Source organism: Curtobacterium sp. NPDC087080, assembly GCF_044745105.1.
Lineage (GTDB): Bacteria > Actinomycetota > Actinomycetes > Actinomycetales > Microbacteriaceae > Curtobacterium.
The window spans coordinates 61,147-76,268 of record NZ_JBIUZP010000002.1; the positions used below are offsets into that span (position 1 = coordinate 61,147).

Sequence of the window (15,122 nt, forward strand, 5' to 3'; positions counted from 1 at the left end):
GCCGTCGGCCCGCCGCCACCGGACCGGACGTCAGCGGCGCAGCGTCTGCTTCGGGTACTCGCCGAACCGGCGCAGGTACTCACCGGAGAACCGTCCCATGTGGGTGAAGCCCCACCGTGCCGCGATCTCCGCGACCGCCACCGACCCGGGCTCCGCTCGGAGCAGGTCGTCGTGTGCCCGCCGTAGCCGCACCTCGCGCAGGTACTGCATGGGCGTCCGGTCGAGCGTCCGCTGGAACGACTCCTGCAGGCCGCGCACGCTCAGACCGGCGGCGCAGGCGATGTCGGACACCGTCAACGGCTCGTGCGCTCGCGAGTGGATGGTCTCGACGGCGGACCGCACCCGCGCGTTGCGGTGCTCACCCCAGCCGACGGGTGCCGGCTCGCCGTGGAACCGGTAGAGGTCGAGGAGCGCCCGGGCGACCTCGCGCTGGGACTCGTGCCACGCGAGCGACCCGGCCCCCTCGTCGCGGAGTGCCCGGACGGAGGAGCCCACCGACGTGCGCCACCGCTCGACGGCCGCCGCCGTGGGCGGGGTGAAGCGGTCGAAGGCGAGCGTGCCGTCGACCAGGAAGCGCTCGGCAGCGACGTCGAGGACGAGCTCGCGGTCCAGGTGCACGAGCCGCTGGTCCCAGTCGCGGTACTCCATGTCGAAGCGCTGTTCGATCGGGAAGAGCGCGGGGACGCCGGGCTGCATGCGGATCGCGTTGCGTCCGGTGTCGACGGTCGCCGTGCCGGAGTCGATCCACTGCACGACGACCTCGCCCTCGACGGCGACGTCGCCGCGCAGGGCGCCGTGCATCTGCGACCGGCGGATGCTCATCCGCTCGTCGCCGACGGCCACGTAGCGGTACCAGAAGTCGTCGTCGACGTGTGCCGAGTGCCAGGCCTTGCCGGCGTACATGCCGGCGAGGTCGGCGATCGCGCCGTCGGTGTCACTGCCGGACACCGACACCAGGGAGCGGAGTCCCTCGTTCGTCGTGTCGTCCATCGAACCAGCCTCTCCCCTCGTGCTGTGGACGCGGGCGCGCCGCGTGACGCGGACGACGCGCTCGCGTTCTGCGGACAGGACGGGACACGGTTGCATCGCTCTGACGCAGACGGGAGGCGCGGCGCCAGCTGGCACCGCGCCTCCCGTCCGACGGTCAGGCCGTCAGGCCGTCAGGCCGTCAGCCGCTCAGGCCAGCGTCGCCGTGTCGATCACGAAGCGGTAGCGGACGTCCGACGACAGGACGCGCTCGTACGCCTCGTTGATCTGGTCGGCGCTGATGAGCTCGGTCTCCGGCAGGATCCCGTGCTCGGCGCAGAAGTCGAGCATCTCCTGCGTCTCGGCGATGCCACCGATCGCGGAGCCCGCCCAGCTCAGACGGCGGGGGATGAGGGCGAACGCCGGGACGTCGAGGGGCTCGGCCGGTGCACCGACGTTGACGAGCGTGCCGTCGACCTTGAGCAGGCCGAGGTAGGCCTTCATGTCGAGCTTGGCCGAGACGGTGTTGATGATGAGCTCGAACGACTGCGCGAGCTCCTCGAACGTCGCCGGGTCCTTCGTCGCGAAGTGGGCCTTCGCGCCGTAGCGGAGCGAGTCCTCCTGCTTGCTGGTCGTCTGCGACAGGACGGTGACCTCGGCGCCGAGCGCGACCGCGATCTTCACCGCCATGTGGCCGAGGCCACCCATCCCGACGACGGCGACCTTCGAGCCGGGGCCGACCTTCCAGTGGTGCAGCGGCGAGTACGTGGTGATGCCGGCGCAGAGCAGCGGTGCCACCTTCTCGATGTCGAGCGACTCGGGGACGCGGAGCACGAAGTCCTCGTTCACGACGACGGCCTCGGAGTACCCGCCCTGCGTGATCGAGCCGTCGGCGGGGTCGACGCTGGCGTAGGTGCCGATGTTGCCCTTCAGGCAGTACTGCTCCTGCCCGGCGACGCACTGCTCGCACTCGCCGCAGGAGTTCACCATGCAGCCGACACCGACCCGGTCGCCGACCTGGTGCTTCGTGACGTCCGAGCCGACGGCCGAGACGTGACCGACGATCTCGTGACCGACGACCTGCGGGTACTGGATCGGGCCCCACTCACCGCGGACGGTGTGGATGTCCGAGTGGCAGATGCCGGCGTAGGCGATGTCGATCTCGACGTCGTTCGGGCCGAGGTCACGGCGGGTGATGGTGGTCTTGACGAGCGGCTCGGTGGCCGACGGTGCCGCGTACGCGTTGACGGTGCGCATTGGTCTCCTCGTGGGGGTGCTTCTCGGGCCGGGTGCGACCCGCTCCCCAGTGTGGTCCGGTGCCCTGGGGACAGGGAGGTTGCACCGGGGCACCCCTCGCGGGCCCGGCGGGCGTGTCGGGTGCGGTGCCCGCGCGCTCCGCCGCGTCCGGCATCGACGCCCGCCCCGGGCGCTCAGCCGACGAGCCGCGCCAACCGCTGCCCGGCGATCGTCGCGAAGCGCAGCGGGTCGCGGAGCGCGTCGTCCGGCTCCCCGGTCGTCTGCGTCGCGAGCACCTCGAGCGAGGCCGCCGCGTCGAAGTCGTCCAGCTTCGCCTCGATCGCCCCCGCGACCAGCACCACCCGAGCCGCCGGCGCGTGCTCCGTCGCGAGCGCCCGGACGACCGACGGCACCTTGCCCGCGGCACTCTGCTCGTCGAAGCGCCCCTCACCGGTGACCACGACGTCGGCACCGTCGAGCAGGACGGGCAGTCCGAGCACGTCCGCGACCGCCCGCGCTCCCGGTGCGAGCGTCGCACCCCAGGCGAGCAGCCCGAACCCGACGCCGCCCGCGGCACCCGCACCCGGTGTCGCGGGGTCGACCTCGGGCAGGCTTCGAGCCCACCCGGACAGTCGCTCCTCGAAGCCCGGCGCGGAGTCCGGTGTGATGCCCTTCTGCGGTCCGAACACCGCGACCGCACCGGCCGGCCCGAGCAGCGGCGACGTCACGTCGGACAGGACCGCCACTCCGCCCGCGGGCAGGGGCCGGAGCCCCGAGCGGTCGACCGCGCCGGAGGCATCGACGGTCAGCCCGAGCGCCTCGAGCACCGGTCGGCCGCCGTCGGTCGAGGCGCTGCCCCCGATGCCCAGCACGAGCCCGGTCGCCCCGGCGTCGAGCGCGGCGGCGATGGCCTCTCCGAAGCCACGGCTCGTCGCGGTCTCCGGGCGCAGTTCCCCGCCGAGGAGCGGCAGTCCGCTCGTCGCCGCGAGCTCCACCACGGCCCGGCCGTCGGGCAGGCGCAGCCAGTGGGTGTCGACGGGCGTGCCGTCCGGCCCGGTCACCGTCACGGGCTCGCGTGTCGCGGTCGGGTACGCCGAAACGAACGCGTCGAGAGTCCCCTCGCCGCCGTCGGCCATCGGCACGGTGACGACGTCGTCCTCCGGCCGTTCGTCGAGCCACCCGGCCCGGACCGCCCGCGCGGTGTCGGCCGCGGTCGCGGTGCCCTTCAGGGAGTCGGGAGCGATGACGACGCGCACCCGACCACCGTAGCGGGACGGTGCACGGTCAGAGGGCGAAGCGCGGGTGCGGCTCGCCTCCGGTCGCCAGGTCGGCGAGGAGTTCCCCGAGCAGCGGCGCGAACTTGAACCCGTGCCCGGAGAACCCGGTCGCGACGGTGAGCGGCCCCCGCCGGTCGATGACGAAGTCCTCGTCCGGGGTGGTGTCGTACAGACAGCTGATGAAGGTCGGACGGGTCGCGTCGACGCCCGGCACGTACCGCGCGACGTACGCCTGCAGCCGTTCGGCCTCCTCGGGCACGGGCCGCTTGTCACGGGCGTCGGGGTCGACGACCGGTCCGGTGCCGTGGAAACCGACCTTGACCCCCTCGCCCGGCGTCAGTAGTCCGTAGACGTCGTCGCCGTCGGCCCAGTGCACGAACGACGGCCAGGCCTCGTCCGGCAGGTGGCTGGGGAAGTGGGCGGGCTGCTCCTGCGTGACGCGGACGGCCGGGAGGACCGCCCCACGTCCGGCGAGCACGTCGCCCAGCAGCGTGGGGGCCCAGGACCCCGCGGCGGCCACCACGCTCGCGGTCCGGACCGCCGTGCCGTCGCCGAGGGTCACGGTGACGTCGTCGCCGTGGTCCGTGATCGCCGCGACCCGGCTGCCGAACCGGAGCTCGGCGAGGCCCGTGCGTTCCGCCAGCGTCAGGAAGAGCTCGATCGCGTCGGCCGAACGGATGCGCCCGGCGGTGGCGTGCGTCAGGACGTGCCCCTCGAACGCGATGCCGGGCCAGCGCGCAGCGGCGTCGTCCGAGGTCAGGGTCTCGTGGGGGATCCCCGCGTCCGCCAGCGCCGCGGCGATCGCGTCGACCACCTCGGGCCGGCCGTGGTCGACGGCGCCGGTCCGGTCGAGCAGCGTCGTGCCCGTCGATGCCTCGAGCGCGTCCCAGAGCGCGAGTGCCCGGGTCGTCAGCGCGACGTACTCCGGGTCGCTGTAGCCCTGCCGGAAGATCCGGGTCGCGCCGTGCGACGACCCCTCGAGGTGCCCGCGGCCGTGCTGCTCCACGAGCAGGACGCGCTCGCCGCGGGCGGTCAGCGCCCAGGCAGCGGCAGCGCCCACGACGCCGCCGCCGATCACCACGTGCCCGTCGAACCGGGTCCCGCCCGGTTGTGTCCCGTCCATCACCGCAGCGTAGTGCGGCGTGGTGACGACCCTGCGCTCAGCCGACCGGCACCGTCTCGCGTCGCTTCTGCCGCCAGGGCGTCGCCGGTACGTCCTCCCCGTTCCACACCTGCACGATGCCCCACGCCGCGGCGATCAGCGGCACGGCGAGCAGCGCACCGGTCACCCCGCCGAGCACGGTGCCCGCGGTCAGGCCGACCAGGATGACGAGCCCGTGCAGGCGCAGCGTCTTCCCCATCAGGACGGGCTGCAGGAAGTTGCCCTCGATCTGGTTCACGAGCACGACGATCGCGACGACGACGACCGCCTTCACCGGTCCGAGCGCGACGAGGGTGACGAGCGCCGCGAGCGTGCCGGCGATCGGTGCGCCGATCATCGGGATGAAGGACGTCACGAAGGCCACCACGGCCAGGGGGATGGTCAGCGGGACGCCGAGGACCGCGAGTCCGGTCCCGATCGCGACCGCGTCGAAGGCAGCGACGGCGGCCGTCCCGCGCACGTAGCCGCCGAGCGTCGTGACCACGCGGCCCCCCATCCGACGAGCGCGGTCGTACTGCTCGCCGGTGAACGGGCGGAGCAGGAACTCCCAGAGCGCCGGTCCGTCCTTGAGGAAGAAGAACAGGATGACCGCCATCAGCACGGCGCCGGTGACGACGTTCGTCACCGCGGAGATGCCGGCGATCGCACCCGCCCCGAAGCGTGCGCTCGTCACGAAGTCGACGATGCCGGACACCGCGTCCTCGATCTGCCCGTCGGTCACCCGGACGGGCAGCTCGTGCAGCAGGTCCTGCACCTGCTGGAGCCCGTCGACCGCCGAGGCCTGCAGCGTCGGCCACTGCCCGGCGAACGCGGCGACGAGCAGCCACAGGACACCGGCGAGCACCGCGAGGACACCCACGAACGCGATCGTCGTGGCGAGCACCGAGGGCACGCCGTGCCGACGCAGCCATGCCACGACGGGGTGAAGCGCCGAGGCGATGATGAGCGCGAGCAGCACGGGGATCGTGACGAGGCTCAGGGTCGTCGCGGCGGTGACGATCCCGCCGATCACCACGACGATGACGACGGTCTGCAGGCACCGCACCGCGAGCCGGCCGTACGGGTCGGTCCAGGTGCTCGGTCGGACGGTGGGTGCGGGGCGGCGGCGCAGGTGCATGACGGGGTCTTCCGGGTCGGATCGGCACGGCCGTGACCCCGTCGGCAGACCAGGGGGAGCAAGTGGAGCGAGTGACGGGAATCGAACCCGCGCTACCAGCTTGGGAAGCTGGAGTTCTACCATTGAACTACACTCGCGCATCCCGACCAGCGGGACGGAGCAAGCCTAGCGGATTCTCCGCTGGATGCCAGCCGAGTCTGCGCCGCACGCCGCGTGGCGGCGGTGATCCGTGCCTCCCGGCCGTCGCCGTGTCTCCCCTGTGAGGTCCGTGCGCCGACGGACAGCCCGTGCGGCCGTGTGTACCGTCCAGGGGGTTCCGTCGCCCCTACCCGGAGGAGGACCCGGATGGTCAGGCATCCCCTCATCGACGACGTGGTCGGCACCGCCATCGTGGTCCGCTCCGCATCGCCGGTCGTGTGGCTGACGGAGTCGCTCGCCTCGCTGCTGGGTCGTGCGTCCGAGTCCGGCCGCACGGTCGTGCTCCGCACCGACCGGGAGGCCTCGGTCACCCCCGCCCTGCGGCACGCCCTGGGCGTGCACCACGCTGCGTGGGCCGTGGACGGGCCCGACGGCAGCCTGCGGGACGGCCGCACCGGCGTCGTCGCCTCGGGGATCGAGGACTTCGTCCGCCGCGGGCCGGAGCTCACCGGTCCGCCGTCGCCGGAACACCGCGCGTCCGCGGACTCCGTGCGCCAGATCAGCATCGACCTGACCCTCCGCCACCACGCCGACCGCGCCGTGGACATCGGTGCCGCGATCGAGGCCCTGTGCGACACCGTCGGCACCTGTCCGACGCACTGGGGCACCAGTGAGCCGCTCACCATGCCGTGGGACCGCTGGGTCGTCACGCAGTACGCCAAGCACGAAGCCCCGGACGTCTCGACCTCGTACGCGCACGGCGAGGGGTTCTCGGCGACGATGACCGCGCACCTGCTCGACGGCGTCGTCGTCGAGACGATGTCGGCGGTGCTCACCATCCCCGAGGACGGCACCGACCCGGCGCTCGCGTCGCGGCTGCTCGACGCCGTGCATCGCGTCGCCGACCAGGTCGAGCCGGTGTTCGGCGTCGTGATGGAGCGCCGCGGGGACGCCGACCACCTCGTGCGCGCGGTCGCACACGAGGAGCCCACCCCGCTGGCCGTGGTCGTCGGGCCGGAGGCGGCGGAGTTCCTCGACCGCGACGGCGTGTGGCCACCGGCTCGCACGACGACGTCTGGCTTCGGCGGAGGCGGACTGGTCGTGCGGTTCGACGACGGGTGGGAGGCACTCGAGGCCTTCCTCGACCGGATCGACGAGGACCGCTTCCTGCAGCTCGTCGGCGGTGCGCCCCTCGACCCCGCGCACGACGAGGGCGCACTCGACGGCCACGACCGCGGGTCGCACGTCGCGTCCGGACGGAGCACGGGCGGTCAGGGTGCCGCGTGACGTGACGCTGCTCTGCCGCGGACCGGTCGAGACCCGGGACGTCGCGGAGGCACTGCTGCTGCACGACGAGACGTGGGGCGTCCGCGCCCTCGACGACGGACCGGTGCTGCAGGTCTGTCAGGACGCGACGCACCCGGTGATCACGGTGCTCGGTGTCCGACGGGTCGACTCGATCGACGAGGTCGCACGGATCCTGCCGGACGCTCCGACACTGTCCACACCGCTCTGGTGGGTGGACACGGTGACGCCGTTCGGGCCCGAGGGCGAGGCGGGCGTGACCGCTGCGCTCGAGGCGTCGATGGAGCTCGACGCCGTCTGCATCGTCCACGGGGACTGAGCCTCCCTCGGGACAGCGCCGATCGGACAGCTGTTCCGCCCCCAGTACGGGGGTGTCGGGCGCCGTGTCGGCGTCGTGCGAACGGGCGAGCCCTACGGTGTGAGGACCCGACGTCGACGAGCTGGGCTGCTGCTCCTGGTCGACACCCTCCTCACTGAACAGGGCTCCCTTGGCTCAACGACCTCAGGGGCGCGCCGTCGCGCGCGTCCGCAGCATCCTCACCGGCCTCGTCGTGACCGGTCTCGCCGGTCTCGCGTTCGTCGGCGCCGACGTCTCCGCGGCCGGCGCGGCGGTCCCGACGCAGACCACCTTCGCCGACCAGACCTTCCGCGGCGCCGACGCCGGGGACGGCTGGGTCCTCCCGGCGACACCGGCCGCGAGCGGCAACTCCGCCTGCCTCACCGGTGGCGACGGGAGCGGTTCCGTCCCGGCCTGCACCTCCGGGTCCGACGAGCCCGGTTCCGGCGCCCTGCGGCTCACCACCCAGGGCCAGGCGCAGATCGGCGCGGTCGGCGCGAAGCAGGCCGTCCCCACCGACAAGGGTCTCGACGCGACGTTCACGACGTACCAGTACGACGGCAGCGGCGCGGACGGGATGGTCTTCTACCTCGCGGCGACCGACCCGTACGACCCGGCCGTCCCCGCGAAGACCGGGTACACGGGCGGTGCGCTCGGCTACGCCGCGTACCCGGCCGGCGGCGTCCAGGGGCTGCAGCACGCGTACCTCGGTGTCGGTCTCGACACCTACGGCGGGTTCGCGGGCAACTACACCGGCTGCGTCGGTGACCAGAGCCGCGGTGGCGCGGACAACTCGGTCACCGTGCGCGGCGCGGGCGACGGCTTCTCCGGCTACTGCGTGCAGTCCGTCACCCCCGCCGACGGCTCGCTCCGCGGATCGGTGTTCGGCGACCGCAGCGAGGTCGCCGTGCCCGTCGAGGTCGTCGTCAACCCGACCGCATCGGCACTGACGGCGCGGCGGGCCCCGACCGTCTCGGTGCCGGCCGGCCGGTACGCCGTGGTCTTCACGAGCCTCGGCGCCGGTCAGCAGGTGGTCTTCGGTGACCTGCCGAAGCTCGACCCGTCGGGCAACGTCGCCGGCATCGACCCCTCGTGGATCGACCCGGCGACCGGCTACCCCTACAAGCTCACCTACGGCTTCACCGCCGGTACGGGCGGCGCGACCGACGTGCACGAGGTCACCGACCTGGTCGCGACGACCGCCGCCGGTGCGGTCCCGGTCCTGACCGCTCGCACGGGAGGCACGACCGACGTCGCGCACGCCGGTTCCGGCACCGTCACGGTCACCCCAACCGTCTCCGCCGACGGTGGCACCGAGACGCGCGCCGTGCGCACCACGATGACCTTCCCGGACGGCGTCACCCCGTCCGTGGACGGCGCCTCCGGCGACGGCTGGACCTGCTCCGCCTCCGGCCAGGTCGTCACGTGTGAGCAGGCCGCGGCCGACCGCGCACCGGGCACCGACCTGCCGACGCTCACGATCCCGTTCACGGTGACCGGCACGGCCCGCACCGCGACGGTGTCGACGGTCGTCTCGTCGGTCGACGCCGAGGCGATCACGGTCACCCGTGACGTCACGGTCGCCCCGCAGCCCACCACGGTCGCCGTCGACGACACCACGGTGTCCGTCGGCGAGGACGCGACGCTCCGCGCGACGGTCGCCTCGTCCGAGACCACCGACCCCAGCGTGCCGACCGGCACCGTCCGGTTCACCGACACCGCGACCGGCGCCGAGCTCTGCACCGCCGAGCTCACCGACGGGACGGCGACGTGCACGCTCGCCGCTCCCGAGGTCGGGCAGACGAGCGTCAGCGCGACGTACCTCGGTGACGCCGACCACGTCGCCGCCGAGGGCACCGGGACGCTCGTCGTGTCGAAGCTCCCGAGCGCCGTCACCGCGTCGCCGGACTCGACCGAGCCCGTCACGGTCGGCGACCCGGTCACCCTGTTCGTCGACGGACTCGGCGACGAGGACGGTCAGCCGACGCCGACCGGGACGGTCGCGTTCCGTGAGGGTGACGAGGTCCTGTGCACCGTGACGCTCCCGGACGCGAGCTGCGACGTCACGACGCTCGCCGCTGGCCGACACCGGATCGTCGCGGTCTACTCCGGCGACGCCGTGTACGCCGGGTCGACGTCGGACGCGTTCGACGTGACGGTGCAGGACGCCGTCGTCGTGCCGGTCCCGACGTCGGGTCCCACGTCGGCCGCACCCGCACCGACGTCCGCGCCGACCACACCGGCGCCCAGCTCCACCCCGGCTGCTGCGGCTGCGGCTCCCGCTGGACTGGCGTTCACCGGCTCGACCATCGCGCTCTGGACGGGCATCGCGCTCGCCGTGGCGCTGCTGGTGGCCGGGTTCGTGCTCCTGATGGTCCGTCGGACCCGGGCTGCCCGGGGGTAGTCGGGGAGTTCCCGGAACGAGAGAGCGCACCGTGCGGATCGCACGGTGCGCTCACTCGTTGCCGGCCGTCGGGCAGGCGCCCGCACCGACCTGCGGTCTCAGTCGCGCTCGCCCATCGCCGCGAGCCGCTCGTTGTACGCCTTGAGGTCGGCGTCACCGTCGCGGTCGGCCTTGCGGTCGAGTCGCTTCGCGTCGCGCTTGTCCGTCCGGACCCAGTTGCGCACGACGAGCAGCGCGACGAACACCATCGGCAGCTCGGACGCGCCCCAGGCGATGCCGCCGCCGGTGTGCTGGTCGGCGAGCAGGGCGCGGTCGTCGGTCTGGCCGAGGGCGTGGAACCAGTCGGCCGCGAACACCGACTGCGACGTCATCACGGCGACGCCGAAGAAGGCGTGGAACGCCAGGGTGGCGAGCAGCGCGATGATGAGGATCGGGTACTGCGGGCGCTTCGGCCCCGGGTCCACACCGATGAACACCCAGAAGAACAGGTACCCGCTGAAGACGAAGTGCACGACCATCACGACGTGCCACTCGTGCGACTGCATGGCGTACTGGAACGCGGGCGTGAAGTAGAACACCACGAGCGACCCGGCGAAGATGACCCCGGCGACGGCGGGCTTCGCGAGGAACTGCATCCACCGCGAGTGCGTGAAGAGCATGAGCCACTCGCGGGCGCCACGGGAGCCGTCGTTCCGAACGGGCAGCGTGCGCAGGGCGAGCAGCACCGGGCCGCCGAGGACGAGCGGCAGCGGCACGAACATCATGAGCAGCATGTGCTGGAGCATGTGCGACGAGAAGTGCACCATGCCGTAGACCGCCGGTCCGGCCGAGGTGGTCCAGACGAACAGCGCACAGCCGAGCAGCCAGGCGATGGTGCGGCCGACGGGCCACGAGTCGCCGCGCTGCTTGAGCTTGCGCACCGACAGCAGGTACCAGCCGGCACCGACGACGGCGACGGCGAGGTAGACCCAGTCGATGTGCCACTGCGTCAGGTAGGTCTGCACGGTCTGCGCCGGCGGGTACGCGAAGCCGAGCAGCCCGGACCGGGTGTCCTGCCCGGTCTCCGGCGTCTGCGGGATCGGCGGCTGCGACCGGGACACGGCGACCGAGACGCCGATCGCCACCGCCATGAAGACGATCTCGGCCAGGGCGAACCGGATGAAGAGCTTCCGGTCGAGCGGCGCGCGGAGGAGCCCGGGGACGAGCTTCCGGCGCTGGGCGACCCCGGCGAGCCCGAGCAGCACGAGGATGACCGCCTTGACCGTGATGAGCCAGCCGTAGGTCGTCGTGACGAGGTCGGCCGGTCCGGTCAGGCGGAGCGAGGCGTTGACGATGCCCGAGAAGGCGACGGCGGCGAAGGCCCAGCCCGCGAGGGTCGAGTAGCGGGCGACGACCCGACCGGTGGCACCCTTCGTCCGGGTGCGCAGCAGCAGCACGGCGACGAGCCCGCCGGCCCAGACGCACACGGCGACCAGGTGCACGGCGAGTGAGTTCACGGCGTTCGCGTGCTCGAGTGACCCGGCGGCGTGCCCGGACAGTGCGAGCGGCAGCAGTGCGAAGAGCCCGGCGACCGTGGCGACCGCGAGCGTGGTGACCCGGGTGGCGAACGCGGCGACGAGCGTCGCGACCAGGATCGCCGCGGCGGAGACGACGAGCGACTGGCCGATCTCGACCTGGAACGCGAACAGCAGGAAGTTGCGGGCGAACACCGGGCTGGTGAGCGGGACGCCGAGGGTGTTCGCGCCGGTCAGGACGATGCCGACGACGGCTGCCAGGAACCACACGGCTCCGGCCGCCGCCCCCCAGCGCGCGGCGCGGTGCTGCACGCTCGACATCGCGCCGTGGTCCGCCTTCTTGGCGGGCAGCGCGAACGCGGCGACGATGAGCAGACCGATCGTCAGGGCCGCGGTGGTGTCGTGCACCACGCGCGCGACCGGCAGGCCGTACTCGACCAGGTCGCCGGCGGAGACGAGCTGCTGCGACGGGGCGAAGGCGCCGGTCACGGTCATGCCGAGCACGGCGCACGCCACGGCGAGCGGGACGGCGATGACCAGGACCGTCGCGACGGTGGTGGAGCGCGCGGAGGTGGGGGCGGGGTCGGGTGCCGTGTCCCCGGGCTGCGTGGCGGCTGACGTGACGGTCATGACCGTCCAATGGTAGGTCGCCCGCCTGACACCCCGCTCCCGGCTCCGGACGCCCGATCGCCCGTCAGTCGCGGTGCTCCCAGATCCCCTCGCTGCCGACGCCGACGAACCCGACCGCCTCGTTCACGTCGAGCATCGGCCGGTTCTCCTCGGCGTTGAAGGTGACGATCGACGGCCGGCCCGGGAAGTCCCGCTCGACCGTCTCGATCCCGACCACCTTGAGCAGCCACCCCAGCCGGTGCCCGCGGTGCTCGCGGAGCACGAGCGTGTCCCACTGCATGACGGCCCGCTCGGGCGCATCCGGGATCTTGATCTGGCTGAAACCGGCCAGGGTGGTGCTCTCGACGTGCTCCACGGCGACCGTGAGCATCGTGTGCGGTCCGGTCGCGAGCTGCTCCTCGGACTCGCGGACGCGCTCCGCCGTCCAGACGTCCTCGGGCTCCTGCATGTCGCCCTCGGGGGCGTCGGTGCTCATCCGGGTGTGCAGCAGCGCGAGGTCGTCGAGCCACCGCTCGGGGGTCGCGCCGGTCCAGGTGTGCACGCGGTACCCCGGGCCGGCCGCCGTCGCCGCGCGCTCGTGGAGCTCCCGCACGACCGACGCGTCGGCGGGGAGCCCGAGCCGACTGATCCGGTTGACCTGCCCGAAGTGCCAGCCGCGATCGGTCAGGAACCGCACCGCCGCCTCGTCCTCGGGGACGGCCCCGGCCCCGGTCGGCGCCTGGCGGTACCCGGGACCCGTGCCGGGGCCGACCTGCCGCGAGACCGCGTACGTCTTCCACTGGGTGCGTCCCTCGGCGCGGGCGAGCTGCTCGAGGTGGTCCGCGAGCAGCGTGCCGAACCCCCGGCGCTGACGGTCGGGGCGGACGCCGAGCGACAGCCAGCAGTTCGTCGTGCCCAGCTCGGTCTTCGAGTCGTACGCGCCGGCGGCGACGACCTCGCCGGTGTCGTCGCGCACGACGAACAGGCGGCTCGGTGACCCCGGCTCGTGGCACATCGGCAGGTACTCGGCCGGGGTCCACGACAGTTCGGGCAGCCCGTGCACGGCGACCTCGGCCGCGTCGGACACCGCGAGCCAGTCGCAGAACGCCCGCACCAGCTCCGGGTCGTCGTCCATCGTCGCCGGCACGACGAGTTCCTCGACGGTGTACGTGCTCACGGTTGCCCCCTGTGGTCGGCCGGTCGGACGGCCGTCGTCCGCCGCCCGGCAGGGCAGCCTCGCAGCATATCGGTGGCCGCACCCTGCCGCTAGGCTTCTGCGCGTGCTGCTCTCCGACCGCGACATCACCGCCCAGCTCGCCGAGGGGCGGATCGGCCTCGACCCGTACGACCCCTCGCTCGTCCAGCCGTCGAGCATCGACGTCCGGCTCGACAAGTACTTCCGACTGTTCGACAACCACAAGTACCCGCACATCGACCCCGCCGAGGACCAGCCCGAGCTCACGCGCCTGGTCGAGACCGACCCGGACGAGGCGTTCGTGCTGCACCCGGGGGAGTTCGTCCTCGGATCGACGTTCGAGGTCGTGACGCTGCCGGATGACATCGCCGCCCGGCTCGAGGGCAAGAGCTCGCTCGGGCGCCTCGGCCTCCTCACGCATTCGACCGCGGGCTTCATCGACCCGGGCTTCTCGGGCCACGTCACGCTCGAGCTGTCGAACGTCGCGACGCTGCCCATCAAGCTCTGGCCGGGGATGAAGATCGGGCAGCTCTGCTTCTTCCAGCTGTCGAGCCCGGCGGAGAAGCCCTACGGCTCTGCCGAGTACCAGTCCCGCTACCAGGGCCAGCGCGGACCGACCCCGTCGCGCTCGGCGCTCAACTTCCACCGCGCGGACGTCTCGCAGCGCGACTGACAGCGGGCGCGGCCGAGCGCGTGCACGCGGGTGACGGTGCTCGGGCAGTGATGTACCACCACGGTGCGAAATGTCGCACTCTGTGTATCGTGGCGACATGGCCGAAGCACCGACCCGTGCGCCGCAGCCGGTGGTGGCGTCCGAGATCATCCGCGACGCCCGGCTGCGCGCCGGCCTGACGCAGGTCCAGCTCGCCGCGCGTGCCGGGGTCACGCAGAGCGTGATCAGCACCTACGAGAACGGTCGGCGCGAACCCTCGCTCGCGGCGCTGCAGCGACTCGTGCGCGCGGCGGGGTTCGAGGCGTCGGTCGACCTGCTGCCGGTGGACCCGCCGCTGCCGCTGCTCGACCGGATCACGGCCGTCCGTCAGGCCCTGGTCGCCGCCGTGGAGCGCAACGGCGGCGCTGCGCCACGCGTCGTGTGCACCACCGGGTCACGGCGGCGACGCGAGTCCGTCGGACTGCTCGTGGACCTCGAGCGTGGCGCCGGCATCTTCACGCTCATGCGGATCCAGGACGAGGCGGAGCGGCTGCTCGGCGTCGACGTCGAGGTGCTCGACGCCGCGTGTGCCGGCCCGGACAAGCACCACGCAGCGGTCCCGCTGTGACCGGTACGGGCGTCGGCGCGGACGTGGACGAGCGCCTCGAGGAGGTCGTGCGCGCCTGCGAGGCGATCGAGCGCTACGTCGAGGACACGGCCCCGTCGGACGTCGTGCTCGACGCGGTCCGGATGCGGCTGGTCGAGATCGGCGCGGTCGTCGCGGCACTGCCCGGCGTCCTCACCGCGGCCGAGCCCGACATCCCCTGGGCGCGGCTCGCGGGGGTGGAGGACCGGCTGACCGGCCGAGGCCGGGCGGTGAGCCCGTCGGTGCTGCTCTGGACGGCACGCACCGACGTCCCGCGGCTGCGGGAGGCGGCGGAGCGCCTCCGCTCGTCCGCGCACGCGACCCCGGCCGACTGACGGACGGGAGGCCCGTGGCGGCCGCGCCCCGTGCCTCCCGTCCGGCGCGCGCACCGTCATTCGGGACGGGGGCGTCTGCGCGAGACGCACTGCGGTCCGCGAGACGCCGCCGGAAGCGGAGGCGTCTCGCGGTCGTGGCGGCGCCTGACGGGGACGCCGGCGTCTCGCGCCTGCCTCGGGACGCGGGAAGGCCCCGTCTCGCCGGAGCGAGACGGGGCCTTCCTGTGCT

At 73.2% G+C, this 15,122-nt stretch carries 13 protein-coding genes and 1 tRNA gene; 6 read left to right on the forward strand and 8 right to left on the reverse strand.

Translation table 11 applies throughout. The features are described from left to right. Nucleotides 1-30: 30 nt before the first annotated feature. From ACIPEQ_RS04565 to ACIPEQ_RS04590, 6 genes are all read right to left on the reverse strand, one after another. Nucleotides 31-990 carry a helix-turn-helix transcriptional regulator gene (locus tag ACIPEQ_RS04565; protein ID WP_402714257.1) on the reverse strand — a complete coding sequence of 320 codons (960 nt, stop codon included), beginning with the start codon at nucleotides 988-990 and terminating at the stop codon, nucleotides 31-33. Between the two features lie 186 nt (nucleotides 991-1,176). Further along, on the reverse strand, nucleotides 1,177-2,223 hold the full coding sequence (locus ACIPEQ_RS04570) for an NAD(P)-dependent alcohol dehydrogenase (RefSeq protein WP_402714258.1): 1,047 nt from the start codon (nucleotides 2,221-2,223) through the stop codon (nucleotides 1,177-1,179). Nucleotides 2,224-2,396: 173 nt separating this feature from the next. Then, nucleotides 2,397-3,458 (reverse strand): glycerate kinase, encoded by a 1,062-nt coding sequence (locus ACIPEQ_RS04575; protein ID WP_402714259.1) that lies wholly within the window; start codon nucleotides 3,456-3,458, stop codon nucleotides 2,397-2,399. Between the two features lie 28 nt (nucleotides 3,459-3,486). Then, nucleotides 3,487-4,602 carry an FAD-dependent oxidoreductase gene (locus ACIPEQ_RS04580; protein WP_402714260.1) on the reverse strand — a complete coding sequence of 372 codons (1,116 nt, stop codon included), beginning with the start codon at nucleotides 4,600-4,602 and terminating at the stop codon, nucleotides 3,487-3,489. Between the two features lie 37 nt (nucleotides 4,603-4,639). Continuing rightward, entirely contained in the window at nucleotides 4,640-5,758 is a 1,119-nt protein-coding gene (locus ACIPEQ_RS04585; protein WP_402714261.1) for an AI-2E family transporter, read from the reverse strand. 63 nt (nucleotides 5,759-5,821) lie between these two features. Beyond that, nucleotides 5,822-5,895: transfer RNA gene (locus tag ACIPEQ_RS04590), tRNA-Gly, on the reverse strand. 208 nt (nucleotides 5,896-6,103) lie between these two features. Between ACIPEQ_RS04590 and ACIPEQ_RS04595 the strand changes: the two genes are divergently transcribed. From ACIPEQ_RS04595 to ACIPEQ_RS04605, 3 genes are all read left to right on the forward strand, one after another. Continuing rightward, nucleotides 6,104-7,183 (forward strand): DUF6177 family protein, encoded by a 1,080-nt coding sequence (locus ACIPEQ_RS04595; RefSeq protein WP_402714262.1) that lies wholly within the window; start codon nucleotides 6,104-6,106, stop codon nucleotides 7,181-7,183. A gap of 1 nt (nucleotide 7,184) precedes the next feature. Continuing rightward, a complete protein-coding gene (locus ACIPEQ_RS04600; protein WP_126891545.1) occupies nucleotides 7,185-7,520 on the forward strand; it encodes a hypothetical protein in 336 nt (111 codons plus the stop codon). Nucleotides 7,521-7,689: 169 nt separating this feature from the next. Then, nucleotides 7,690-9,942 carry an Ig-like domain repeat protein gene (locus ACIPEQ_RS04605; protein WP_402714263.1) on the forward strand — a complete coding sequence of 751 codons (2,253 nt, stop codon included), beginning with the start codon at nucleotides 7,690-7,692 and terminating at the stop codon, nucleotides 9,940-9,942. A 98-nt stretch (nucleotides 9,943-10,040) separates the two neighbouring features. Here the strand turns inward: ACIPEQ_RS04605 and ACIPEQ_RS04610 are convergent, their stop codons facing one another. Both ACIPEQ_RS04610 and ACIPEQ_RS04615 read right to left on the reverse strand, forming a co-directional pair. After that, nucleotides 10,041-12,086 carry a cytochrome c oxidase assembly protein gene (locus ACIPEQ_RS04610; protein WP_402714264.1) on the reverse strand — a complete coding sequence of 682 codons (2,046 nt, stop codon included), beginning with the start codon at nucleotides 12,084-12,086 and terminating at the stop codon, nucleotides 10,041-10,043. A 64-nt stretch (nucleotides 12,087-12,150) separates the two neighbouring features. Further along, on the reverse strand, nucleotides 12,151-13,242 hold the full coding sequence (locus ACIPEQ_RS04615; RefSeq protein ID WP_402714265.1) for a GNAT family N-acetyltransferase: 1,092 nt from the start codon (nucleotides 13,240-13,242) through the stop codon (nucleotides 12,151-12,153). A gap of 103 nt (nucleotides 13,243-13,345) precedes the next feature. Between ACIPEQ_RS04615 and dcd the strand changes: the two genes are divergently transcribed. The 3 genes from dcd to ACIPEQ_RS04630 all read left to right on the forward strand — a co-directional run bounded on the left by dcd (nucleotide 13,346) and on the right by ACIPEQ_RS04630 (nucleotide 14,893). After that, nucleotides 13,346-13,933 carry a dCTP deaminase gene (gene dcd / locus ACIPEQ_RS04620; protein ID WP_111226833.1) on the forward strand — a complete coding sequence of 196 codons (588 nt, stop codon included), beginning with the start codon at nucleotides 13,346-13,348 and terminating at the stop codon, nucleotides 13,931-13,933. Nucleotides 13,934-14,030: 97 nt separating this feature from the next. Next, nucleotides 14,031-14,540: a helix-turn-helix domain-containing protein gene (locus ACIPEQ_RS04625; RefSeq protein ID WP_402714266.1), complete on the forward strand. Its 510-nt coding sequence runs from the start codon at nucleotides 14,031-14,033 to the stop codon at nucleotides 14,538-14,540. Continuing rightward, nucleotides 14,537-14,893 carry a DUF86 domain-containing protein gene (locus tag ACIPEQ_RS04630; protein WP_402714267.1) on the forward strand — a complete coding sequence of 119 codons (357 nt, stop codon included), beginning with the start codon at nucleotides 14,537-14,539 and terminating at the stop codon, nucleotides 14,891-14,893. Before ACIPEQ_RS04625 ends, ACIPEQ_RS04630 begins: the two co-directional genes overlap by 4 nt. Nucleotides 14,894-15,122: the final 229 nt, after the last annotated feature.

Coding starts and splice junctions, on each gene's coding strand:
- ACIPEQ_RS04565 (WP_402714257.1), bottom strand. CDS start 990: ATGGACGACACGACGAACGAGGGACTCCGCTCCCTGGTGTCGGTGTCC.
- ACIPEQ_RS04570 (WP_402714258.1), bottom strand. CDS start 2,223: ATGCGCACCGTCAACGCGTACGCGGCACCGTCGGCCACCGAGCCGCTC.
- ACIPEQ_RS04580 (WP_402714260.1), bottom strand. CDS start 4,602: ATGGACGGGACACAACCGGGCGGGACCCGGTTCGACGGGCACGTGGTG.
- ACIPEQ_RS04585 (WP_402714261.1), bottom strand. CDS start 5,758: ATGCACCTGCGCCGCCGCCCCGCACCCACCGTCCGACCGAGCACCTGG.
- ACIPEQ_RS04595 (WP_402714262.1), top strand. CDS start 6,104: ATGGTCAGGCATCCCCTCATCGACGACGTGGTCGGCACCGCCATCGTG.
- ACIPEQ_RS04610 (WP_402714264.1), bottom strand. CDS start 12,086: ATGACCGTCACGTCAGCCGCCACGCAGCCCGGGGACACGGCACCCGAC.
- ACIPEQ_RS04625 (WP_402714266.1), top strand. CDS start 14,031: ATGGCCGAAGCACCGACCCGTGCGCCGCAGCCGGTGGTGGCGTCCGAG.